Genomic DNA, 22,785 nt, shown 5'->3' with positions numbered 1-22,785 from the left:
AAGCTCGAGAAAAGCGTTGCGGCTGCAGCAGAAAAACAAAAGCCCCGGGCTGGCCGGGGCTCAACGCATCTTCGCTGTCATAACGTTAACGCGCCTGCTCAGGGAGGAAAAGCAGGGAAACTGGCCGCAGCCAAGCTTCGATCTCGAATCTACCACTCGACTCAAACGCCGAACTGGAAATGTCGAGCTGCCCACAGTGAAATCGCAACAGCAACGATCAACCATATCGAGATGATCACGGCCGCTCCGACCACGCTGCGCGGCTTGTCGCGCCGGCCGGTGATCCAGGTCTCGGCTTCAAGGCGTGCCGCGTCCAACACAGACGCGGGCAGCAGACGGATAGCCAGCCATATCAAGCCAGGCAGCAGCAGCACATCGTCGACGTAGCCGAGCACCGGGATGAAGTCCGGGATGAGGTCGATCGGACTCAGCGCGTAGGCCACGACGAACGCGGCGAGCAGTTTTGAGATCAATGGCGCATCGGGATGGCGACGTGCGAACCAGAGAGTCAACGCGTCGCGCTTGATGCTTCGTGCCCATGCGCGTACTTTGTGGATCAGATGCATGGCGTCAGTGTGGCGTGCTACGACGTGCCCCGCGCGCGGACCGCCGACCAGTCACACCCTCCATCAGGATTTGCGGCGCCTACCAACGGCAGCAGCGATACGCCAGGCCCAGGCCAGCCGAGTAGGAACTGCGGTTCAGGGTCAGCGGACTGGCGGCCGCATCACCGATCAATCTCGATGTCCCCGCGTTGCCGAAGAGGATCCAACGCGGCGTGAGAGCGGTGATGAATCCCACCCCAGCGTATGCGTTGCGCAGCCCGGCACTGGGCGTGTGTGCCGGGAGCGTGGTGGAAGCCGCCTGCTCCGGAGTGATGCCGGCGTCAAAATACGGTCTCAGGCGCAACGTCGCGTTGCTGGCGGGATGCTGCTTCTCGATGCCATTGCCCCCCAATCCGACCGCCGGATAACTGGTGATGCTACCGCGAGCCTTTAGCGCTCCGGCCGTGCCGTCGCTAGGCAGACTGCGATCCGGACTGCGCCAAGGCGAGGCGGTCCTCCAGGCGTCATGCGTGCTGCTCCGGCTTGGATTGCGCACGTCCATTCCACAGGAAGAACCCCGACACGAACGCCAGAACGACCGCTTGGGCGGCGAGCCCGATGGTGGAAGGGTATACGCCTAGCAGCTCAACGCGCGGCGATGGCAGGGCGCTAGGGGCAATCCAACCGGCTTCCTGCAGTGCGGCTACACCCTTGCCGGTCAGGACAACGGCGAGCACGGCGACGAGCCAGGAGCTGGCGGAGAAGAACTTGCCGATGGGTAGCTTTGCGCTGAAGCGCAGCAGCAAGACGGTGATTGCTGCCAGGCACAGGACGCCGGCCGCCAGGCCAACCAAGATCGCGCGGTCATTGCCCTGGCCCCAGAGCGCCGCGTAGAACAGGATGGTCTCGAAGACCTCGCGATACACCGCAACGAAGGCCAGACCGAACATGAAAAACGCTGACTTCCGGTTCAAGGCTGCAGACATGCGTTCGCGCAGATAGACCTGCCACTGACCAGCAACGCTCTTCTGGTGCATCCAGATGCCCACACTGACCAACACCGCGGCGGCGAACAGACTCGACAGCCCTTCTGTCACCTCACGGTTGGCGCCGCTGATGGTGACGAGGTACGTCGCGGCCCCCCACGTTGCCGCACCTGCGGCGAGGGCCGTCAGCCAGCCGGCGTGAACGTAGCCGAGCACGTCCGGGCGTTCCGCCTTTCGCAGGAACGCAATCATGCCCACCACGACCAGCAGAGCTTCAAGACCTTCTCGTAGCAGGATGGTGAGGCTCCCCAAGAAGGCAGCCGTCGAGTCTGCCTTCGAGTCAGAGAGCACCTGGTCCCCCTGGGTGAAGAGACGCTCCACATCAGAAGCAGATGCGGCTACTCGGTCAATCGGAGCCTTGTCTGAAAGCTGTGACCGGTAGCGGCTCATCGCCACTTCAATCTGGCTTTTCAGCGAGCCATCCTTTGCAGCCAATGCATGCTCATAGGGCTCAACACCGTCCAAGTAGGAAGATAGAGCAAGGTCTTGAGCCTTCTTGATGTCACCGGCCTTGTAGGCCGCCAAGCTGAGCTGCAGCTGCTTTCGCGCGAGCGTCAGGTCACCAGCAGGAGCCTGGTTGAGCGCATCCGGATTTGCATGCAGGTACGCCATGACCACGCTCGCTTCCTTTCCGCTCAGCGTCTCAGCCAAGTCGTTCTGCGTGAGGCCGACGAAGCGGTCGACATTGGGGACAGCGGCCTTCGCCCTTTCTCCTTCGCTCCACACCTTCTTGCCTTGCTCGATTTCGCTGCTGTCGTGCGCAAAGGTGCCCAGGTAAGTCGCCACAGCCCATCGGTCTTCTTCAGACAGCTGACCGAACGCGGGCATCGCCGTGCCGGCGAGACCTTGCGACACAGCTTGGTAGAGCGCAAAGAGGCTGCGTTGACTTGCACGCTCTTTGTCAGTGAACGCGATGGGCTTAGGGTTCAGTGACTTCCCCACGGGGCCGTCGCCGTTGCCAGTCGCGCCGTGGCAGCTGGCGCAGTTCTGGGCGTAGATCTTCGCCCCGAGCCCAACGTCCGGAATTCTCGAGGGCGCCAGCGGGACGGGATAGACGGCGACAAGGTACTTGGCCAACGCCTTGGACAGCGCGCCAACCTTGCTTGCGTCAGCTCGAGCGCCGATGGCTGCTTCAAGCTCCGTAGCCTGTGCAATCAACGCGGGCTGCTCGCTCTTGGTTTCGAGCGTCGCGATTTTGGTTCGCGCCGTCAGTGCGAACTCCTTCATCTCGTCGTACTCGGACTGAGAGACGACCTTGCCATCCTTGACGGCGCCGGCGTAGTCGACAGCCAAGTAGTCGAGGATTTGCCAAACGCGCTTCACGTCGGCTTCCGACGCCTGCGACACGCTTGAGAAGAGGAACGTGACCAGGATGGCCAGCCCCCTGGCGCTGCGATGGACTGTCTTAGTGAGACTCATTTCGGTTCTCGAGCAAAAAGATGGCCCGCACGATGCGAGCCGATGTGGCCGATGGATTTAGCGAGTGCTTTTCAACAGGCGCAGACCGTTGAAGACAACCAGCAGGCTCGCGCCCATGTCGGCGAAGACGGCCATCCACATGGTGGCGCTGCCGAAGACTGCGAGGACGAAGAACACGGCCTTGATGCCAAGCGCGAGGACGATGTTTTGCCAGAGGATGGCGTGCGTCCGTTTCGAAAGCCGGATGGTCTCGGGCACTTTGCGCAGGTCGTCGTTCATGATGAGCACGTCGGCCGCTTCCTTCGCGGTATCGGTGCCAGCACCGCCCATGGAGAAGCCCACCGACGCCGCAGCCAGGCTCGGCGAATCGTTGACGCCATCGCCGACCATGCCCGTCTGCTGGGTTTGACCCAGCTCGGAAATCACCTTGAGCTTGTCCTCGGGGAGCAGGTTGGCCTGAACGTCGTCGATGCCGACCTGGCCGGCGATTGCCTTGGCGGTCGACGGGTTGTCGCCGGTCAGCATGATTGACCGGATGCCCAGAGTCTTCAGATCGGCGACGGCTTGCCTGCTGGTCTCCTTGACGGTGTCGGCGACCGCGAACAGTCCCAGGACTCGCTCGCTGTCTGCCAGCAATGACAGCGTGTGCCCTTGCGCCTCGTGCTCTTCCAGCCGCGCCTCCAGCTCTGCGGAGCACAGGCCTCGCTCGTGCACCCAGCGGTGATTGCCGAGGATGTACTTACGTCCGTGGATGGTGCCGTGAACGCCTCGGCCCATGTCGGCGCCGAAGTCTTCGACGGCCAGCTCTTCCCCGTCCAAGCCGTTGGACACAGCCTTGGACACCGGGTGGTCAGAGCGCGAGGCCAGGCTCTTGGCAATGCGCAACACCTCGGCTTCAGGAAGGCTCTGCGACAGCGCCGCCTGTGCGACGAGGCGCGGCTTTCCCTCGGTCAGCGTACCGGTCTTGTCGAGCGCGACTACCTTGAGCTTGCGAGCCTCTTCGAGGTAAACGCCACCCTTGATGAGGATGCCGCGTCGCGCCGCGGCAGCCAAGCCGCTGACGACGGTAACCGGCGTCGAGATGACGAGTGCGCAAGGGCAGGCGATGACGAGCAGCACCAGCGCCTTGTAGACCGCCGTCAGCCACGGCCAGCCCATGATGAAGGGCGTTCCGACGGCGACCGCCAGCGCCAGCACGAAGACGGCCGGGGTGTAGATGGCAGCGAACTTGTCGACGAAGCGCTGGGTAGGCGCCCGCTGCCCCTGGGCAGCTTCGACGGCATGGATGATGCGGGCCAGCACTGTGTCGCTGGCGGGCTTGGTCACTTCGAACTCGAGGGCACCGCTCTGGTTGATGGTCCCTGCGAAGACGTCATCGCCCGGTGCCTTGTCGATGGGAATGCTCTCGCCGGTAACGGGGGACTGATCCACAGCGCCCTGGCCCGCGGTCACGCGACCATCAAGGGCGAAGCGTTCGCCAGGCTTCACGCGCGCCGTCGCCCCAACTGCCACCGTCTTGGCGTCCGCGCTGGTCCATGTGCCGTCGGCTTGGCGCACCTCCACCTGTGGCGGTGACAGCGCGAGAAGGCCAGTGATGGCGTTGCGCGCACGCTCAACCGAGCGTGCCTCGATGAGCTCCGCCAGGGAATACAGCGCCATCACCATCGCCGCTTCAGGCCATTGCCCAATGACGAACGCGCCTGCGACCGCCACCGACATCAGGGCGTTGATGTTGAGGTCACGCCGCACGATGGCAGAAAGGCCTTTGCGGAACACGGCAAGACCAGAAAGCCAAATTGCCCCGGCTGCAACAGCCATACCGACGACCTTCCAGGCCAGCATGTCCGGCGCGAAGAAGTCAACCAGCTCCGCAGCAATGGCAACCAGCAGCGCCGCAACCAGGCGCGTCAACTCGGTGCGCTGAGCCTTTGCAGTGTCCTCCGCAGGAGGCGGCGCCGACAGCGTCTCCGTCTTGAAGCCGATGCCATTGATGGCGGCAATGACGGGCTCCCAGGCTGCCGGCGGGGCGTCGATGTCCAGCGCGCGTGCCGGCAGATCGAACCGCAATCCTCGTACTTCGGGGAAACCCTCCAACGCGCGGCGTATCTGTCCTTCCTCGGTCGGGCAGTCCATGGAGGGAATGCGCAGCAGCAGGCCGCCAGACGCAGTGGATGTCTGGGCCTTCGCCGCTGCGACGGATGCAGTGCCACAGCACGACGGCTCACGCCCGTGCTCATGTGCATCGCCATGCCCGTGCTCATGTGCATCGCCATGCCCGTGCCCGTGCCCGGACCCATGAGCATGGCCGTCCTCATGATGGTGCTCCGCGTGGTCACTGTGGTCGTGCTTGTGGGTGCTCATGCTTGATCGTTCTTCAGCTATTGAGGGTATTTGACAACCTGTAGCTGCTACAGAGTCAAGTCCCTACACTTCTGTCCTGTAAGCCCCGGGGGACCCATGAAGATTGGTGACTTGTCCGCTGCGTCAACAACGCCCATCGAGACCATCCGCTTCTACGAGCGGGAGGGGTTGCTGCCTGCGCCTGGCCGTACGCAGGGCAACTTTCGTGTGTACGAGGCGCCGCACCTGGAGCGGCTTCAGTTCATTCGCTACTGCCGAGGCCTCGACATGTCGCTGGACGAGGTTCGTGTTCTGCTGCGCTTCAGGGACGCACCTGGTGAGGACTGCGGGGACGTCAACTCGCTGCTCGACGAGCACATCGGACACGTGTCCAAGCGCATCAAGGAGCTGCGAGCGCTGGAACAGCAGCTCAAGGAACTTCGCCAGCGTTGTGGGGACGCCAGGCGCACGGACCAGTGCGGCATCCTTTCCGGTCTCGCCGAAGCTTCGCAAGAGAAAACGCCGGCGGATCAGAGTGCAAGCCATCTGCGCTCGGTGCACAAGCACTGAGAGTCGGTATACCCGCCGCGCAAACAAAGGGGCGTTGGCTGCTAAAGTTGCTCTCGAGACTGGCGGTGCTGGTCTCCCTGCTTTACCTCCCTGAGCAGGAGCGTCGGCGTGATGACAGCGTCGAAGCTTTATGGCCCCGGCTCTTGCCGGGGCCGCGTTTTTTCTGCCTCGCCTGGACGCCCGCCGCCGGGATTCCAACCGCAAATGGAAACTTGACGGATGCCATGGCAGCGAAAGTTTCATCGTCAAGCCTGCTGCGGCCAAGTCATACCGATAAGCGCAGCTCAAGTGACTTGGCCTGTCGGCTCGTGATGATGGGGATAGTTATTGACGCGTCGCACGCGCATCAAGGCAAACGCGGCTGGGACCACGAAAAGCGACAGCAGCGGTGCCGTCACCATCCCGCCCAGCATCGGCGCAGCAATGCGGCTCATGACCTCGGAGCCCGTGCCAGATCCCCAGACGATGGGCAGCAGGCCGGCGAGGATCACGGCCACCGTCATCGCCTTCGGACGCACGCGCAGCACTGCACCCTCACGGATGGCGTCGAGCACGACCTCGCGTGTGATGGGCATACCGGCGCGCATCCGGTCTTCCAGGGCGTGCTTGAGATACAGCAGCATGACGACGCCGAACTCGGCCGATACGCCCGCCAGCGCGATGAAGCCAACGCCGGTGGCCACGGACAGGTTGTAGCCCAACAGGTAGAGGAACCAGATTCCTCCGGTCAGCGCCAGCGGCAACGTGGCCATGATGAGGGCAGCCTCCTCGGCGCGCCGGAACGTCAGGTACAGCAGCACGAAGATGATCAAGAGCGTGGCAGGCACCACCACCTTGAGCCGTTCGTTGGCCCGCTCCATGTATTCGAACTGGCCAGAGTAGGCCAGGCTCATGCCTGGCTCGAGCCGCACCTGTTGGGCGACCTCCCGCCGCAAATCGCCAACCACCGAGGCGATGTCCCGTCCTCGCACGTCGATGTAGACCCAGCCCGATGGGCGGGCGTTCTCGCTCTTGAGCATGGGTGGTCCGTCAACGAGGGTCACGGCTGCCAGAGTGCCGAGCGTCACCTGCTGGCCAGCGGGCGTGAGCACCGGCAGATTGCGCAGCTTCTCCGGCGTATCGCGCAGCTCGCGCGGATAGCGCAGGTTGATGGGGAAGCGCGCCAGGCCTTCTACCGTCTCGCCGACGTTCTCGCCGCCTATCGCCCCTGAGATCACGGACTGAATGTCGCTCACGTTCATGCCGTAGCGCGCGGCGGCCACGCGGTCGATCTGCACGTCGACATAGCGTCCGCCGGTCAGCCGCTCGGCCAGCGCCGAGCTGACGCCCGGCACGTTCTTGGCGGCCGCCTCGACCTGGGCGGCGATCCGGTCAATCGCGGAGAGATCGGTGCCGGACACCTTCACGCCGATGGGGCTCTTGATGCCGGTGGCCAGCATGTCGATGCGATTGCGGATCGGCGGGATCCAGATGTTGGTCAGGCCCGGCACTTTCACCGTGCGATCAAGCTCCTCGACGAGTTTTTCCGGGGTCATGCCAGGGCGCCACTGATCGCGTGGCTTGAGCTGCACGGTGGTTTCGAACATCTCCAGCGGCGCGGGGTCGGTAGCGGTCTCCGCCCGGCCGGCCTTGCCAAACACCCGTTGCACCTCTGGCACCGTCTTGATCATGCGATCGGTGATCTGCAGCAGCTCGGCGGCCTTCTGGGCGGACAAACCTGGCAGTGCGGAAGGCATGTACAGCAGGTCACCCTCATCCAGCGGCGGCAGGAACTCGCCACCCAGGCGCATCACGGGCCAGGCGGTGGTGGCGAAGACCGCGACGGCCACGACGAGCGTGGCCTTGGGCCAGCGCAGGACCGCGTCCAGCGCGGGGCGGTATAGCGCGATCAGTGCGCGCGTGATGGGGTTGCGCTGTTCGTCGGGAATGCGCCCGCGGATCCAGTAACCCATCAGCACGGGAATGAGGGTGATGGACAGGCCGGCGGCCGCTGCCATGGCATAGGTTTTGGTATAGGCCAGTGGCCCGAACAGCCGTCCTTCCTGCGCCTGCAACGTAAAGACCGGCACGAAGGACAGCGTGATGATCAGCAGCGAGAAGAACAGCGCCGGGCCGACCTCGACTGCGGCGTCGGTGATGACTGCCCAGCGCGCTTCGCCCTTCAGTTCCTCGCCGGGGTGGGCGTGCTGCCAAGCCTCCAGCTTCTTATGCGCGTTCTCGATCATGACGACTGCGGCATCGACCATGGCGCCGATGGCGATGGCGATACCCCCGAGCGACATGATGTTGGCGTTCAACCCCTGCTGCTGCATCACCAGGAAGGCCGCCATCACGCCCAGCGGCAGCGAGATGATTGCCACCAACGCCGAGCGCAGGTGCCACAGGAAAACCACGCAGACCAGGGCGACCACCGCAAACTCTTCGAGCAGCTTCATCGACAGGTTGTCGATGGCGCGCTGAATCAAGGAGCTGCGGTCATAGGTCGTGACGATCTCGACACCCTGAGGCAGGCTGGACTGCAGCTGCTTGAGCTTGTCCTTGATCGCGGCAATCGTCGCCTGGGCGTTCTTGCCGTTGCGCAGGATCACCACGCCGCCGACCGCCTCGCCTTCGCCGTCCAGTTCGGTGATGCCACGGCGCATCTCCGGTCCGACCTGCACGGTCGCGACCTGGCTCAGCAACACCGGCACGCCGTTGCGGCTGGCCAGCACGATGCTGCGGAATTCATCCAGCGACTTCAGGAAGCCGCTGGCGCGCACCATGTACTCGGCCTCGGCCAGCTCCAGCACGGCGCCGCCAGCCTCCTGGTTGCCGTTCATCAGCGCCTCGCGTACCTGGTTATGCGTGATCCCGTAGGCGATGAGCTTGGCCGGGTCGACCACCACCTGGTACTGCTTGACCATGCCGCCCACCGTGGCCACCTCGGCCACGTTGGCGACGGCCTTCAGCTCGAACTTGAGGAACCAATCCTGCAGCGCCCGCAGCTGTGACAGGTCATGGCGACCTGTGCGGTCCACGAGGGCGTACTGGAAGACCCAGCCCACGCCGGTCGCGTCGGGGCCGAGCGAGGGCTTGGCCGTCGCTGGCAGCCGGCCCTGCACCTGGCTGAGGTACTCCAGCACGCGGGAACGAGCCCAGTACAGGTCCGTGCCGTCATCGAACAGCACATAGACGAAGGAGTCGCCGAAGAAGGAGAACGCCCGCACGGCCTTGGCGCCGGGCACCGACAGCATGGTGGTCGCCAGTGGATAGGTGACCTGGTTCTCGACGATCTGTGGCGCCTGGCCGGGGTAGCTGGTGCGGATGATGACCTGTACGTCGGACAGGTCGGGCAGGGCGTCGATCGGTGTCGAGCGCAGCGACAGCACGCCGGCGACGGCGAGGAAGAGCGTGGACAGCAGCACCAGGAAGCGATTGCCGACCGACCAGCGGATCAGCGCGCCGATCATCGTGCGCCTCCCGGTGTCTCGCGCTGCATGGCGACGACTTCATAGCCGTCCTGGCTTTCCCGGAAGGTGAAGCGGACGGTGTCGCCCACCTTCACGCCCTTGGCCAGCTCCGGCCGCGCGAGCCGGAAGCCCATCTGCATGGCTGGCCATTTGAGGGCCGGCACGGCGCTGTGATCCAGCGTGACGCTCTGCCCCGAAAGCTCCACGATCCTGCCGACCGCCTGAAGTGCCGAAACGGCAGAAGCTGTCGATGAGGCCGCCGGCACGGCAGCCGCGCTGGCAGCAGGCGCTGCCGGAGTGGCCTGGCGCTGCAGCACACCCTGCATGCTCGCTTCCGAGTCGATCAGGAATTGGCCGGACGCCACAACCTGTTGGCCGGGCTGCAATCCCTCCAGCACCTCCAGCTTGTCACCCAGCTCGCGACCCAGACGCACCTGGACCGGCGTAAAGCGCCCAAGCTGCTCAGCCACATAGACGACAGCACGCTGGCCTGTGCGGATCACGGCCTCGGCAGGCACGACGAGCACCTCTTCGGCCGTCCCGCCCAGGCGCATCTGAGCAAACATCCCCGCCCGCAGCCGGCCTTGCGGATTTGGGAGCTCGGCCCGGACGCGCAGGGTGCGTGTCTCAGCATTCGCCTCAGGCAGGATCGCTGTGATCTTGCCGCGCAGTGTCTCGCCGGGAAACGCCGCCAACAACACCTCGACGGGCTGTCCGACGCGGGCGACGCTGGCCTGGGTTTCGGGGAGGGCGGCTTCTAGCCAGACGGTCGACAAACCGGTGATGCGGGCGAGGCTCATGCCTTGGGACACTGTCATGCCGGGTCGCACCATCAACTCCTGTACCAGCCCGCCGGTGGGGGCGTGCACGTTGGAGAGCGCCTGTACCTGTCCGCTGTGTTCCACCTGCTGGATCAGGGACGTCGGCATGCCGAGCAGCACCAAGCGCTGGCGGGCCGCGGCGGTCAGGGCCGCATCGCCCGTTTGGCGCACCGCCAGGAATTCCTGCTGGGCGCCTGCCCACTCGGGAACCAGCAGTTCGGCGATGAAGGCACCGTTAGCGACGACATCGCCCGGTGCCAGGCGGGCCACCCGTTGGACGAAGCCAGCGGTGCGCGCCTGCAGGATGGCCACGTCGCGTTCGTTGAGCTGCACGACGGCCGGCACCTGGAACGAGGCGCCGAGCCGCTGCTTCTCCACGGTTGCGGTGCGTACCCCCAGGGTCTGGGCGACGCGCGGGTCGACGGCAACGCCACCTGAGGGCGCCTCATCGGCGTACTTGGGCACCAGCTGCATGTCCATGAACGGCGACTTACCTGGCTTGTCGAACTTCTGCTGCGGCACCATGGGGTCGTACCAATACAGGGCCTTGCGCTCACCGGCCGGACTCTTGGTCGTCTCTTTGGTTCCGGACACCGTGGCGGATGGGTCCGACATCGAGGCCGTACGCCAATGGGCGACGCCGTAGCCCAGGCCTGCGCCCGCAGCGACGAGCAGCATGGCGACGGCGGACAGTTTCTTGTTGGAGGTCATGGGGTCACTCCGCAATGAGATAGGCCAGGCGGGCCTGCTGGGCCAGCACCTGGGCTTGAAGATCGAGACCGCGCAACTGCGCTTCGGCAGCGCTCTTGCGGGCGGTGAGCACGGCACCGAGGTCGGCGCGGCCGGACTGGTAGCTGGCCAGGGTCACCTGGGCGCGCTCCCGGGCAAGCGGTTGCGTGGCGGTTAGCTGGCGCTGCAGCACACGCTCCAGTCGCTGCAACTCCGCAACCTGGGTATCCACCTCGGCGCGGATGCGGCGCAGCGCATCCTCCCGCTCGGCCTCAAGCCGCTCGACGTCCTTACGGCGGGAAGCGACAACGGGTTCCTGGCGCGTGGCCCGTGAGACGGGCAGCTCGAAGGTGAGCTGGAACGAGACCATGTCACCGAAGGACCGTGCGCGGTTGCCGTAGGCGACCTCCCAGCCCCAATCACCCTGGCGCATCGCTTCTGCCTCGCTGAGGTCGGCGCGAGCCATTGCGAGCATCGGGTTGAAGGCCAGCAGTTCGGCATGCCGATCAAGCCCGCCCAGCAATCGCGCCAGGTCCGGCCGCAGCGGGGGCGGTTCAGCCTCAGCGGACAGTTCCGGCTGGTCGCCGGTCCAGCGCCGCAGTTGGACCCGTGCCTGCTCGACGCCGGCCTGCAGTTCGTCCCTTCGGTCGGCCAGCTCCAAGGCCTCCTGGCGCACCATCAGCGCATCGCCGGGCGTGGCGGCTCCGGATGCGACGCGGGCAGACAACGTGTCCTGCAAGAGGCGGTTCTCTTGCTCGAGCGTTGCGAAGACGTTCAGCTTTTGCTCGGCGAAGTGCAGGGCGAGCCAGGCCAGCGCCGCCTCGCGGCGTACCGCCAGGCGTTCGGCTTCCAGCATCGCGTGCTCGCGCTCGGCCTTGGCGTCGGCAGCGTCGCGCTGGGCGGCCCGCTTGGCAGCGTTGGGCACGTCCTGCATGACGCCGACACGTCGCATGGTCATGGACTCGCGGTTCCAGCTGAAACGCTCGCGACCTGAGATCGGGAAGTTCTCGATGCCGACAGCCAGCTTGGGGTCGGGCAGGCGCCCTGCGGCCGTGCGCGCCTGTTGCGCGCCTTCTGCCGCGGCCTGGCGCGCCGTCAGTGCGGCGGAGCGCTGTTCAGCGAGCAACAAGGCCTGTTCGAAGGTGACGGGGGCCGCATGCACGGCGGCGCCTGCAAGTAAGCCTGCCGCGATGACAGCCTTGCGGATGCGGCGGCAGGTAGCTCCTGTGCCGCCGGAGCGGGACCAAGATCCCGCCCAAAAGAAGATGGCCATGATGGCGCTCCACAAAAAGCCTGGAAGCAGTCGGCAAGCGACGCGAGACGTGGGCACGCCGCCGCGCGTGCGGCAGCGCGGACGTCAGGGCTTAATTGCGGAGGACCTGGAGGGTGAGATACACCGGCAGCGTGCCGTCTGGCGGGCCGGTGTGGGCGGTAATGACCGCAGGGAGTGCCTCTGCGGTCTCGGGCGGGAGCCAGAGGGCCAGGCGGGTGAAGAGCTGATCGAGGAGAACCGCGGGCGCAAGGTCAGGCGCCGGCGCGTTGTTGACCGTCTGCTTGTCGCGGTCGCAATGCGCCTTGCACAGCTGCGGCTGTTCGGTGTCCATCCCGGACATCTGGTCGCAGTCGGCCATGCCGGCCATGCTGACCATCGGCATCGACTCCGAGCCGGTCGGGACGGGGCAGGCGTAGGCTGCCGTAGAGAGCTGCAGACACACCAGCACCGCCGCGAGCAAGCTCGCGATCCAGCGCCGGTAGGTCTTGTTCAACATCATGGGCAAAGTCTATCCGCGTGTGGCCGGGGGCGTTAGATCCAGATCAAAGTCTGCGCGTTTCCGTCCAGAGCCAACGCGTAAGCGGTATGCGTCGGCGACGGGTTCCGTCGCCTTACACCACGGCAGGTTTGACACGGAGGGGCCCTTGATCGACCTGGTTATCGCCTCAGATCTGCATGTTCATGACTTCGCTGTAGGCCTGAACCAGCCGGTTGCGCACCTGCAAAGTCGCCTGAAAAGCGATGTTCGACTTTTGTCCGGCGATCATCGTTTCCTCGAGACTGACCGTGGGGTTGTCCAGCGAGAACTCCTTGCTCAACCTGCCCGACTCCTTTTGCAGGTCGCTGGTGGTTTGAAGCGCACTTGCCAAGGCATCCTGAAACCCTCGCCCTTGTACCGAAGCCGGCTTGGTCAGTGCCTCGGCCGAGCGAGCGATCGACTGGATCGAGTCCATCGGCGTCAATCTCATTTGCACAATGCACCTCCCACGGTTCGGTGATCGGAATCGACAGCTGTGATACCGCCAGCCTCGCGGCTGCAACAGGATGCGCTCGTCATAGATGGGAAAACGCCGGAACTGGGTCCGCTAAGGGGCACAGTTCGTGGCCAACGATTCCTTGCCTACCTGCGTAGGCAGCGCTTGAGGGGCTTGCTGCTTTGCCGAGCGACGTCTGCCCATCCAGACATGGAACGGGACCACGGCGCAACTGAGCAGGCCAACTGCAATATGCAGCCAACGGGTAATTTCCCGCCACTCCTCGTCACCGTAGTAGAGGAACCAACCGCTCAAGCCGAGCAGTCCCATGATGATGAGGGTGAACGCACCGGACCAAAGGTTGCGGCGGATGCGCCAGGCCAGCCGGATATGCAGCGGCAGCAAACCTCCGACAACGGTAAGTGCAAGGGCGGCGGCAACGCCGTGTGTCACGAGCAGCCTGTGCTCAGCGGCAAACCAGTTCAACCGCAGCCAGTCATGAACGACGAGCCAGGCAGTTCCGCTTGCTGCGACCACTGCCAACGTGCCATAGGTCGCCCACCGCTGAAAAGCTGGCAGGCGAATGCTGAACGGTTGAGGTCTTGTCGTCGTCATAGTCGGATGACCGTTGCTCGCGCTCGCCTCTGGATGCTGGCGGGAAGGGAGCCTCGCAACGCAACTATTTTCGTGAGCGCATCGGCCTGCAGGCAGCTTTTCGCGACCACAGAAACGCTCCCTGGCAGGCCAACACGCCTCTGGTGCCTCGGATTCACGATGGCACTTGCCGCCTTGCCGTCGTTGCCCAGGTTGGAGGCGAAATAGCTGGCGGACGTCGCGACGGCACCGTTTTGCAGCCGTCCGATCAACTTCATGTCAGTCGGCGACTTCGGGCATCGAACCCAGATTTCTTGTGGCGCCGAGCCGAAGGCGTAGAGGTCGCCCCCGGCGTTGACAAGCCCACTTTGCATGCCCCGACTGCGCAGGACACGCACCGCCTGGTCGACAGCAAATCCTTTTGCGATGCCTCCGAGATCAAGCGAAACCCGTTGGGCGACGTTGACGCGGCCACCCTCTGCCAACCTGATGGCACGGGACATGGACGTTTTGGATCGGCCGACAACGGCGGGGCGTGAGCGAGGTAGCAAGCCGCCTCGCACGAGAACCCGACCGACGTTGCAATCGAAAGCACCGGCGCTCGCCATGTGCAGCTGCAACGCCTCGCTGAGCACAGCGCTCGTCCAGCGATGCACGCGCAAGTGACAGCCAGGGCGAGCCCGGTTGAGCCGGCCCACGTCGCTGTCATGGCGATGAAAGCTCATCAGCCGCTGCACCCGGGCTATGGCCGAGAACGCAGCGCTGACCGCGCCCGTCACCTCGGATTCAGGCACGCCTTCCTGGCCTTGTGCCCGTATGGTGACAAACGTGCCCAGCAATGGCTGCATGCGTTCAACGCTTGCCACTGTGAAGCCCCTTCAACGCCAAGTCATAGACAGCCAGAACCCGCCGCACCCCGTCTGTGATGTGCTTGGAGGACAGCGTGGCGCCCGTGATGTTGGCGATGTCCTTGTTGAGCCTGACTGGCGACGCGGCAGTCTTGCCGACAAACTGCTGCCGCCACGCGGCCCCTCGCACCTCTGAGCCGTAGGTCTCGCGGTATTCGAGGATCTCAATCTGCTTCACGCTGCCATCGAGGTTGAGCCCCACGGCATAGGTGATCAGCTCGTGCTTGCCGACGACTTGATCGACGATGAAGAACCCTTGGCCTTCCACCGACCAGACGCCGTCTTCCCGAAACGGCTCGTGGACGCCCGATCGGGCGAACAGTCCATCACGCTGCTCTGGCGTCATGGCCAGCGCGACCTTGGTGAACTTCCCCGCGGGGAACATGACCTGCTGAGCCTGTTCGGTCGAGAAGAAGACGCTGGCCGAAGCGGCGGTCGAGGCGACAGCCAGGGGAACGGCGAAGAAGGGTTCCCAGCGCATCAGAACGGCACTCCCAGCTTCAGCACGAACTGGTTGCGTGTGTGCTCGTCGCCGTAGATACGGCCGCCGCTGATCACCTCCTTCTGATCATCCTGGAAGCCACTCGCCCAGGGCATCTGGCTGCGCCAGGCCGCCGTCAGCCACCAGCCCTTGGTGGCGTAGTGGACGTTCGGCCCAAGGAACCACGCCGAGTGGTTGGCCACCCCGTACCCGTAGCCCGTGAACTCGCGATGGTTGCGGACTTCGATACCTGCAGACCAGTTGTTCATGAAGCGGTAGGAGACCCCTGTCAGCAGATCGAGCTCCGTCGCCTTTTCGACGTCGCTGCCCCGCTTGTTGTTCTCCAGGGCGGTGCTCAGATTGGTGGCCCAGATGACGCGGTCGTCCAAGAAGTTCTTCTGCAGGATGAGCTTGAATTCCAGCTCCTTGTTGCGACGCCCCCAGGAGGGCTCGACATAGACGGCCAGCCCGACAGGGTCCACCAATGGGTTGGATAGCTGATAGATGTTTTCCCATGACACCGACTCCACGCGACTCATCTTGTAGCGGGATGTGGGATCGAAGGTGTCGGGGATGTCGGTGTTGGGGCCAGCGGTCGTGCCGTCCATCTGGTTGCGATAGGCGCGGATGAAGCGGGAGTTCAGGTAGATGGCCGTTTGATATTTAGACGTGATGCCGAACTCCAGCTCGGAGCGCAAGCGGACGTTGGTGTAGTCGCCCCGTGTCTGCTTGGTCTGAACGTCGACCCATTGCTCGAATTCCCTAGTCCCTGGAGGCGCGACTTCAGCGGTGTAGATCCAGCCCATAGGGGATTCGCCAGCGACGGCGGAGCGAGAAAGAAGGGCCAGGCCAATGACCGTGGCGGTCGCCACGCGCTGAGAAGACAGGAGCATGCTTATCCAATGCAAATGAGAATCGTTATTATTCTCATTGTGTGCGCATGGTGTCAACGTGCAGCTGTCAGCCAGCTTTCTGCAGAAGGAGCGAGAGCGCGGAGCGTCAGTCGGCCAGCTCGTCCAGGATCGGGCAGTCCGGCCGATGGTCCCCGTGGCAGCACTCGGCCAGGCGCTCCAGGGTTCGCTTCATGGCGTCCATCTCCTTCATCCGGACTTCCAGGTCGGCGACGTGCGCCAGCGCGATGCGCTTGACGTTGGCGCTGGCCCGGCGCCGGTCCTGCCAAAGCTTCAGGAGTTCGGCGATCTCCGCCATGCTGAAGCCCAGGTCCCGAGCTCGCCGGATGAAACGCAGGGTGTGCACTTCCTTGTCGGTGTACTGGCGATAGCCGGAGTCGGTCCGCCCGATCTTGGGCAGCAGCCCCAGCGATTCGTAGTGCCGGACCATCTTGGCGGACACCCCCGACTGGCTGGCCGCCTCACCGATGTTGAAGGGGCCGGTCATGCTCATGCTGCTCATTGAATACTTCCTTTCCAGCGGCGCAGCATCAGCGCGTTGGTGACGACGCTCACGCTGCTGAAGGCCATGGCCGCTCCTGCGACCACCGGGCTGAGCAGCCCGAAGGTGGCCAGCGGTATGCCGACGACGTTGTAGGCAAAAGCCCAGAACAAGTTCTGGCGGATCTTGGCGTAGGTGCGCCGCGAGATGTCGATGGCGTCAGCGACCAGCGCCGGGTTGCCCCGCATCAGAGTGATCCCAGCGGCGTGCATGGCCACGTCAGTACCTGTCGACATCGCGATGCCCACGTCGGCAGCCGCCAGGGCAGGGGCGTCGTTGATGCCGTCGCCGACCATCGCCACGCGCCTGTTTCCGCTCTTGAGCTCGGCAACGATATCGGCCTTGTCCTGGGGGAGGAGCTCGGCCCGGAATTCGTCGATCCCGAGCTGGCGGCTGATGGCGGTGGCGCTGCCGCGGTTGTCGCCGGTGAGCATCACCGTGCTGACGTCCATCTCATGCAGGCGCCGAATGGCGTCCACCGCAGACGCCTTGGCCGCGTCACCGAACGCCAGCAGTCCAAGCAGGTGAGGGCGCTCACCAGCTTCGGCGAGCCAGGACACCGTGCGTCCCTGAGCTTCCAGCGCGGCGGCGATCTTGGCCATCGCCGACAGGTCGACGTTGAGTTCCTGCATGAACCGCGTGCTGCCCAGCCTGAGGTTTCGGCCGCGCACGACGGCCGCCATCCCACGTCCGGCAATTGCTCGGACCTCGCTGGCCGGCGGCACACCGACCCGCTCCCGCTTGGCAGCCTCGATGACAGCACGCGCCAGCGGATGCTCGCTGTTGTTCTGGATGGCTGCAGCCGCTCCGAGCATGCTGCTGGTGTTGCCATCGACCGCCTCAAACGCCACGAGTTCCGGCTTGCCCTCGGTCAGCGTCCCGGTCTTGTCGAAGGCGACGACCTTGACGCTGTGCGCGACCTCGAGTGCTTCGGCGTCCTTGATCAGAATCCCGTGACGTGCGGCAACGCCGGTGCCGGCCATGATGGCGGTGGGCGTGGCCAGGCCAAGGGCGCACGGGCAGGCAATGACCAGCACTGCAACGGCATTGAGGATCGCAGCCTCCCAGTTGCCCGTGCCCAGCCCCCAGCCCAGCAGTGTCAGGGCAGCGATGCCGATGACCACCGGGACGAACACGGCGCTCACCTGGTCGACAAGTCGCTGGATAGGCGCCTTTTTCGCCTGCGCCGACTCGACAAGCCGAACGATGCGTGCGAGGGTGGATTCGGCACCGACCGCCGTGGTCCGGATGAGCAGCAGACCCTCAGCGTTGACGGAGCCGCCGGTCACGCGGTCACCGACATGCTTGGCCACGGGCAGGCTTTCACCGGTGATCAGCGATTCGTCGATCTCGCTGGCACCCTCAACCACCTCGCCGTCGACAGGAATCCGCTCGCCCGGGCGCACGACAACCTGGTCGTCAACACGAACCTCGGCGATCGCCACATCCAGATCGGCACCGTTGCGGCGAACCCGGGCTCGTTCGGGGCGGAGGGCGTTGAGCGCGCGAATCGCCTCCGTGGTCTGCCGCTTGGCACGCGTCTCCAGCCACTTGCCGAGCAGGACCAGCGTGATAACGACCGCCGAGGCTTCGAAGTACAAGTGGTTCATGCCCCGGTCGCCATGGACCCACAGCTGATAGGCGCTCAAGCCGTAGCCCGCACTTGTGCCCAGGGCGACGAGCAAGTCCATATTCCCGGCGCCGGCGCGCAACGCTTTCCATCCAGCCCGGTAGAAGCGCGCGCCAAGCCAGAACTGGACCGGCGTGGCCAACGCGAGTTGCAGCCAGCCCGGGAGCATCCAGTGGGCACCGAACAGCGTGGCGAACATCGGAAGCACGAGCGGGGCGGAGAGCGCCATGGCCACCGCGATGGGCCACCATTCGGGCAAAGCCGGTTTTGCCGACGGAGCATCCCGGCCGCTTAAATCATTGGCACTGGCTGCAGCTGAACCAGGGGCGGGTACGACGCGCGAGGCGTAGCCGGCCTTGTCGACGGCCGACAGTAACGCGGCGAGGTCGGCTTCCCGTGTTGTGACCTTGACGTGGGCTTGCTCGGTGGCGAGGTTGACCTCTGCCGCGGTCACCCCGGGCACCTTTTTCAAGGCCTTCTCGACGCGCGCGACGCAGGATGCGCAGGTCATGCCCTCGACCTGGAGCGTCACGGCCTGCTCGGGAACGTCGTAGCCGGCTTTCTGGACCGCGGCGCGCAGGCTGTCGAGGCTGACCTCGGGCCCGGCGTCGACCGTGGCGGCCTCGGTGGCGAGGTTGACGGTGGCCTCACGCACGCCAGGCAGCTTGGACAGCGCCTTCTCGACACGGCTCACGCAAGATGCGCAGGTCATGCCCGCCACGGGAAGCTGCCACTGCCGGGTGGCGGCGCTGGGTGTGATGGAGGCCGTCGTGTTCATGGTTTTCCTTTTCCGGCGCGTCGTGTGTCGGCCATGAACGGAAGTCTCAAGCTTGCCATGATGGGAAGGTCAAGCGGTTTTTGCGTAGAACTTTCGGCGACCCGCCGCGACCGGCGTGTCTCAGCCCAGCAGCCGGACCCGCTCCTCGATGAAGCCGGCAATCTGGGCCGGCGTGAAGCGCCGGGCGTCGACGTAGCCGTCGGTCTTGAAGACCCCTTCCACGGGCCCGTCGTCGGTGCGGACGAACATGATCCGGCCGTGATCGCGCTCCATGAGGATCTCCTTGATCGCCCGGAACTCGATGCCGCACCATTCCTTGCGCTGGTAGTCGCCGCCGATGAAGACGACGATCAGCTTGGAGCGATTGCGGTAGAGGTCCTGCAGCAGGTTGTCCAGCGAAGGACGGGCCAGCTGCGACACGTAGTTGTTGTCGTAGAAGTAGGAGTTGGGCCCGAGGCGCCGTTCCAGCTCGGCGGCCACCGCTTCCACCGTCGCTCGGGCTTCCCCGGGGAAAGACAGGCCGACGTCGAACACATGGGTGGTGATGTCGACTGCTCGCGAGATGTCGCGGACCCAGGGCGGCAGCGCGATGCCGGTGGCCCGCAGCTCCTTGGCCAGGTTGACCTCCTTGACCGCCCAATGGGTGCGGTTCAATTCCCACTTGCCGATGTCCAGCTCGAAGGAGTACGTGACGAGGTCCTTGGCCGACAGGAAGGGCTGCACAGCCTGCAGCTCGTATTCCAGGCGCACCTGGCCCTGGCGCTTGGTGATGTCGGTCAGCACGCCAAACTGGGGCGGCGTGCTGCTCGGGGTCTCATACGCGAAGATGCAGGGGAGCTTCTTCAGCTCGTTGATCGCCCCAGCGTCCAACGCTTCGAACTTGCGGCTGATTTCCTTGTCGGTGTACTCGCACACGCAGCGCGACGCCTCGATGGTCCAGGGGCTGCCGTCCCAGGTCCCGTCTCTGCCAGATACCAGCAGGTTGTACATGCGCTTCCCATGTCGTTGACTTGATGGCGGCTATTTTCCCGCGCGAAGGCGAAGCGAGTTGAAGACGACGCTGACCGACGACAGGCTCATGGCCAGGGCGGCGATCATGGGCGACAAGACCCAGCCCGTGAACGGGTAGAGCACGCCGGCGGCCAGCGGCACACCCAGCGAGTTGTAGATAAAGGCGAACATCAGGTTCTGCCGCATGTTGGCGACCGTCGCCTCGGAGATGGCCCGGGCCCGGGCGATGCCGCGCAAGTCACCCTTGACCAAGGTGACCTGGGCGCTGTTCATCGCCACGTCGGTGCCGGTGCCCATGGCGACGCCCACATCGGCCTTGGCCAGTGCAGGGGCGTCGTTGATGCCGTCTCCGGCCATGCCGACCACGCGACCCTCCTTTTGCAGGCGGTCGACGAGGGCCAGCTTGTCGGCTGGCTTCACTTCGCCGTGGAACTCGTCGATGCCCAGTTGGCGGGCGACGGATTCGGCGGTGGTCAAGCCGTCGCCGGTGGCCATGACCACCCGCATCCCAGCGCTCCGAAGACTCTGCACCGCCTCTGGTGTGCTCTGCTTGATCGGGTCCGATACGGCCAGGATCCCGAGCAGCCAGCCGTCCTCCGCGAGGAACATGACGCTGCTGCCCTTTTGCCGCAGTTCCTCTGCCGGGGCGCGAAGCGGTGACACATCGACCCCGTCCTGTCCCATCAACGCGGTGTTGCCCAGCGCCAACCGGCGACCGGAAACCTGGCCGCGGACGCCGATACCGGTGGACGACTCGAAATCAACGGCCTGTTCCAGCGGCAGCTTACGGGCGCGGCCGGCGTCCACGATGGCATGGGCCAGCGGATGCTCACTGCCTTGGTCCAGGCTGGCCGCCAGAAGGAGGATTTCGTCGTCAGACCGTCCTGGGACGGCGATGGCTCGCTCGAACGTCGGTTTGCCCTCCGTCAGCGTGCCGGTCTTGTCCACGATCATGGTGTCGACGCGGCGGAAGTTCTCGATCGCCGAGGCGTCACGGAACAAGATGCCCTGCGTTGCCGCCTTGCCCGTCGCAACCATGATGGACATCGGGGTCGCCAAGCCAAGAGCGCAAGGGCAGGCGATGATCAGCACCGAGACGGCGTTGATAAGCCCGTATTGCCAGCCCTGGGGACCACCGAGCAGACCCCACGCGAAGAAGGCGGTCAGCGCGATGCCGATCACGACGAGCACGAACCAGCCGGCGACCTGGTCGGCCATGCGTTGCATCGGCGCCTTCGAACGCTGAGCCTGCGCGACCATCTGCACGATCTGGGACAGCATGGTCTGGGAGCCCACCCGCTCGGACTGCATCACCAGCGACCCGGTGGTGTTGATCGTCGCGCCGATGACCTTGTCGCCGGGACGTTTCATCACGGGAACCGGCTCGCCCGTCAGCATGGCCTCGTCGATCGCGCTGGAACCTTCGAGGACCACGCCGTCGACTGGGACTTTTTCACCAGGCCGCACGCGCAGCCGATCGCCGACGTGCACATGGGTGAGCGGCACGTCGGCCTCGGAGCCGTCCGGCTCGATGCGGCGGGCGGTCTTGGGCGCCAGCCCGAGCAACGACTTGATGGCCGCAGAGGTCTGCGAACGAGCCCGCAGTTCCAGCATCTGACCCAACAGTGTGAGCGAGATGATGACGGCCGCAGCTTCAAAGTAGACACCGATGCGGCCATGAGCCGCGAAGCTCTGCGGGAAGAGTTGCGGCGCCGCGGTCGCCACGACGCTGTAGAGGAACGCGGCGCCGGTGCCGATGCCAATCAACGTCCACATGTTGGGACTGCGGTGCAGCAGAGACTGCCAGCAGCGCTCGAAGAAGGGCCAGCCCGCCCAGAAAACGATGGGCAGCGAAAGCACCAGTTCGAGCCAGCTTTGCGCAGCGGGCGCCATCAGGCCCAGGCGGTGTCCGCCCATTGCCAGGACCGTGACCACGACCGTCAGCGGCAACGTCCACCAGAAGCGGCGGGAGAAGTCGCGCAGCTCCGGGTTGTCGTCGTCTGCCGTCGCCTCCGGGATCAGCGGCTCCAGCGTCATCCCGCACTTGGGGCAGTTGCCCGGCCGATCCTGTCGAATCTCCGGGTGCATGGGACAGGTGTAGATCGTCGCGCTCGCCGCAGCCGCTTCTCCCACGTTGGAGATCGCGGCCGCGGCAGGCCGCAACGCGGCGGCGGGGCCCGCCGACGCCGGCGGCTCGTCGGGCACCGCCCCGTGGTCATGGTGTTTGTGTGCGGCCGACATGCCGTGGACGGCATGATGTCCATGGTGGTCGCTGCCCTTGGCTTTGGCCGAGGCGCCTTGCAGGACGAGGTTCATGCCGCATTTCGGACAACGCCCGGGTGCCGGCTGCTGGACCTCAGGGTGCATCGGGCAGCTGTACTGTGGCGTCACGTCTGGCGCGGACGGGTGCTGGCCGTGGTCGTCATGGGAATGGTGATCCAACTTGTTCTCCACATTGAACCTGCAGCGGTCGCCGGGCCGGCCGCCAGAACTCAATCGTCGTCTTTTGGACGCTCAATGTGCTCTTTCTGATGTGCGCCGTGACCGTGGCGGTGTCCGAAGAGATGCATCAGTGGGCATGCCAGCAGAAGCAGGAAGGGCACCGCCTGCAGGACGTGGTCGAAATGGCGTGTCAACAGGAAGTAGGCGCCAATGGCACCAAGCACCCAGGCGACGACGGCAACGAAGCGGCGAGCCGGGCGATTCGAGGAGGAGGTGGGCGTGTTCATGAGCCCATGCTCGGTGAACTGGCGGCCCCACCCCTT

Annotated in this window: 19 protein-coding genes; 1 reads left to right on the top strand and 18 read right to left on the bottom strand. The window is 65.0% G+C overall.

Annotated features, from left to right (window positions below; all coding sequences use genetic code 11):
* Nucleotides 1-161: 161 nt before the first annotated feature.
* The 4 genes from NYP07_RS08035 to NYP07_RS08025 form a co-directional block, all read right to left on the bottom strand.
* Complete coding sequence (locus NYP07_RS08035; protein ID WP_088481166.1) at nt 162-566, bottom strand: YkvA family protein; 405 nt, start codon at nt 564-566, stop codon at nt 162-164.
* Nucleotides 567-645: 79 nt separating this feature from the next.
* Nucleotides 646-1,107, bottom strand: a complete 462-nt coding sequence (locus NYP07_RS24110; protein WP_088481165.1) for a MipA/OmpV family protein — start codon at nt 1,105-1,107, stop codon at nt 646-648.
* A complete protein-coding gene (locus NYP07_RS08030) occupies nt 1,070-3,010 on the bottom strand; it encodes a cytochrome c/FTR1 family iron permease (RefSeq protein ID WP_088481164.1) in 1,941 nt (646 codons plus the stop codon). Before NYP07_RS08030 ends, NYP07_RS24110 begins: the two co-directional genes overlap by 38 nt.
* A 57-nt stretch (nt 3,011-3,067) precedes the next feature.
* Nucleotides 3,068-5,371, bottom strand: a complete 2,304-nt coding sequence (locus NYP07_RS08025; protein ID WP_378990653.1) for a heavy metal translocating P-type ATPase — start codon at nt 5,369-5,371, stop codon at nt 3,068-3,070.
* Between the two features lie 96 nt (nt 5,372-5,467).
* Here NYP07_RS08025 and cadR point away from each other — a divergent pair, with 96 nt between their 5' ends.
* Nucleotides 5,468-5,920 carry a Cd(II)/Pb(II)-responsive transcriptional regulator gene (gene cadR, locus NYP07_RS08020; protein ID WP_088481162.1) on the top strand — a complete coding sequence of 151 codons (453 nt, stop codon included), beginning with the start codon at nt 5,468-5,470 and terminating at the stop codon, nt 5,918-5,920.
* A gap of 284 nt (nt 5,921-6,204) precedes the next feature.
* Here cadR and NYP07_RS08015 read toward each other — a convergent pair whose 3' ends face one another.
* The 14 genes from NYP07_RS08015 to NYP07_RS07950 form a co-directional block, all read right to left on the bottom strand.
* Nucleotides 6,205-9,369, bottom strand: coding sequence for an efflux RND transporter permease subunit (locus NYP07_RS08015; protein WP_268149209.1), 3,165 nt, complete (start codon nt 9,367-9,369; stop codon nt 6,205-6,207).
* Nucleotides 9,366-10,901 carry an efflux RND transporter periplasmic adaptor subunit gene (locus tag NYP07_RS08010; RefSeq protein ID WP_088481160.1) on the bottom strand — a complete coding sequence of 512 codons (1,536 nt, stop codon included), beginning with the start codon at nt 10,899-10,901 and terminating at the stop codon, nt 9,366-9,368. Before NYP07_RS08010 ends, NYP07_RS08015 begins: the two co-directional genes overlap by 4 nt.
* 4 nt (nt 10,902-10,905) lie before the next feature.
* On the bottom strand, nt 10,906-12,192 hold the full coding sequence (locus NYP07_RS08005; protein WP_088481159.1) for a TolC family protein: 1,287 nt from the start codon (nt 12,190-12,192) through the stop codon (nt 10,906-10,908).
* A gap of 91 nt (nt 12,193-12,283) precedes the next feature.
* On the bottom strand, nt 12,284-12,691 hold the full coding sequence (locus tag NYP07_RS08000) for a hypothetical protein (RefSeq protein WP_088481158.1): 408 nt from the start codon (nt 12,689-12,691) through the stop codon (nt 12,284-12,286).
* Nucleotides 12,692-12,857: 166 nt separating this feature from the next.
* Nucleotides 12,858-13,145 (bottom strand): flagellar hook-basal body complex protein FliE, encoded by a 288-nt coding sequence (gene fliE, locus NYP07_RS07995; RefSeq protein WP_088482370.1) that lies wholly within the window; start codon nt 13,143-13,145, stop codon nt 12,858-12,860.
* 132 nt (nt 13,146-13,277) lie between these two features.
* Nucleotides 13,278-13,781, bottom strand: a complete 504-nt coding sequence (locus NYP07_RS07990) for a DUF2231 domain-containing protein (RefSeq protein ID WP_144397091.1) — start codon at nt 13,779-13,781, stop codon at nt 13,278-13,280.
* A complete protein-coding gene (locus NYP07_RS07985) occupies nt 13,778-14,608 on the bottom strand; it encodes an FAD:protein FMN transferase (protein WP_088481156.1) in 831 nt (276 codons plus the stop codon). The genes NYP07_RS07990 and NYP07_RS07985 overlap by 4 nt, the downstream gene beginning before the upstream one ends.
* Nucleotides 14,609-14,612: 4 nt before the next feature.
* Nucleotides 14,613-15,149, bottom strand: coding sequence for an FMN-binding protein (locus NYP07_RS07980; RefSeq protein ID WP_088481155.1), 537 nt, complete (start codon nt 15,147-15,149; stop codon nt 14,613-14,615).
* Nucleotides 15,149-16,042 (bottom strand): DUF6662 family protein, encoded by an 894-nt coding sequence (locus NYP07_RS07975; RefSeq protein ID WP_268149199.1) that lies wholly within the window; start codon nt 16,040-16,042, stop codon nt 15,149-15,151. Before NYP07_RS07975 ends, NYP07_RS07980 begins: the two co-directional genes overlap by 1 nt.
* 106 nt (nt 16,043-16,148) lie before the next feature.
* Nucleotides 16,149-16,553 (bottom strand): Cu(I)-responsive transcriptional regulator, encoded by a 405-nt coding sequence (cueR, locus tag NYP07_RS07970; RefSeq protein ID WP_268149197.1) that lies wholly within the window; start codon nt 16,551-16,553, stop codon nt 16,149-16,151.
* A gap of 5 nt (nt 16,554-16,558) precedes the next feature.
* Nucleotides 16,559-19,009 (bottom strand): heavy metal translocating P-type ATPase, encoded by a 2,451-nt coding sequence (locus tag NYP07_RS07965; RefSeq protein ID WP_268149195.1) that lies wholly within the window; start codon nt 19,007-19,009, stop codon nt 16,559-16,561.
* A gap of 120 nt (nt 19,010-19,129) precedes the next feature.
* Nucleotides 19,130-19,999 carry a TIR domain-containing protein gene (locus NYP07_RS07960; RefSeq protein WP_268149193.1) on the bottom strand — a complete coding sequence of 290 codons (870 nt, stop codon included), beginning with the start codon at nt 19,997-19,999 and terminating at the stop codon, nt 19,130-19,132.
* A gap of 30 nt (nt 20,000-20,029) precedes the next feature.
* On the bottom strand, nt 20,030-22,462 hold the full coding sequence (locus NYP07_RS07955; RefSeq protein WP_276597079.1) for a copper-transporting P-type ATPase: 2,433 nt from the start codon (nt 22,460-22,462) through the stop codon (nt 20,030-20,032).
* A gap of 50 nt (nt 22,463-22,512) precedes the next feature.
* The gene (locus tag NYP07_RS07950; RefSeq protein WP_268149191.1) at nt 22,513-22,749 is read right to left on the bottom strand and encodes a DUF2933 domain-containing protein; all 237 of its coding nucleotides are present in this window, start codon (nt 22,747-22,749) and stop codon (nt 22,513-22,515) included.
* Nucleotides 22,750-22,785 lie beyond the last annotated feature (36 nt).

Source organism: Pelomonas aquatica, from assembly GCF_026712205.1.
Lineage (GTDB): Bacteria > Pseudomonadota > Gammaproteobacteria > Burkholderiales > Burkholderiaceae_C > Pelomonas > Pelomonas aquatica.
The sequence above is the reverse complement of the archived record's forward strand: the minus strand, read 5'-3'. Positions and strand labels throughout refer to the sequence as shown.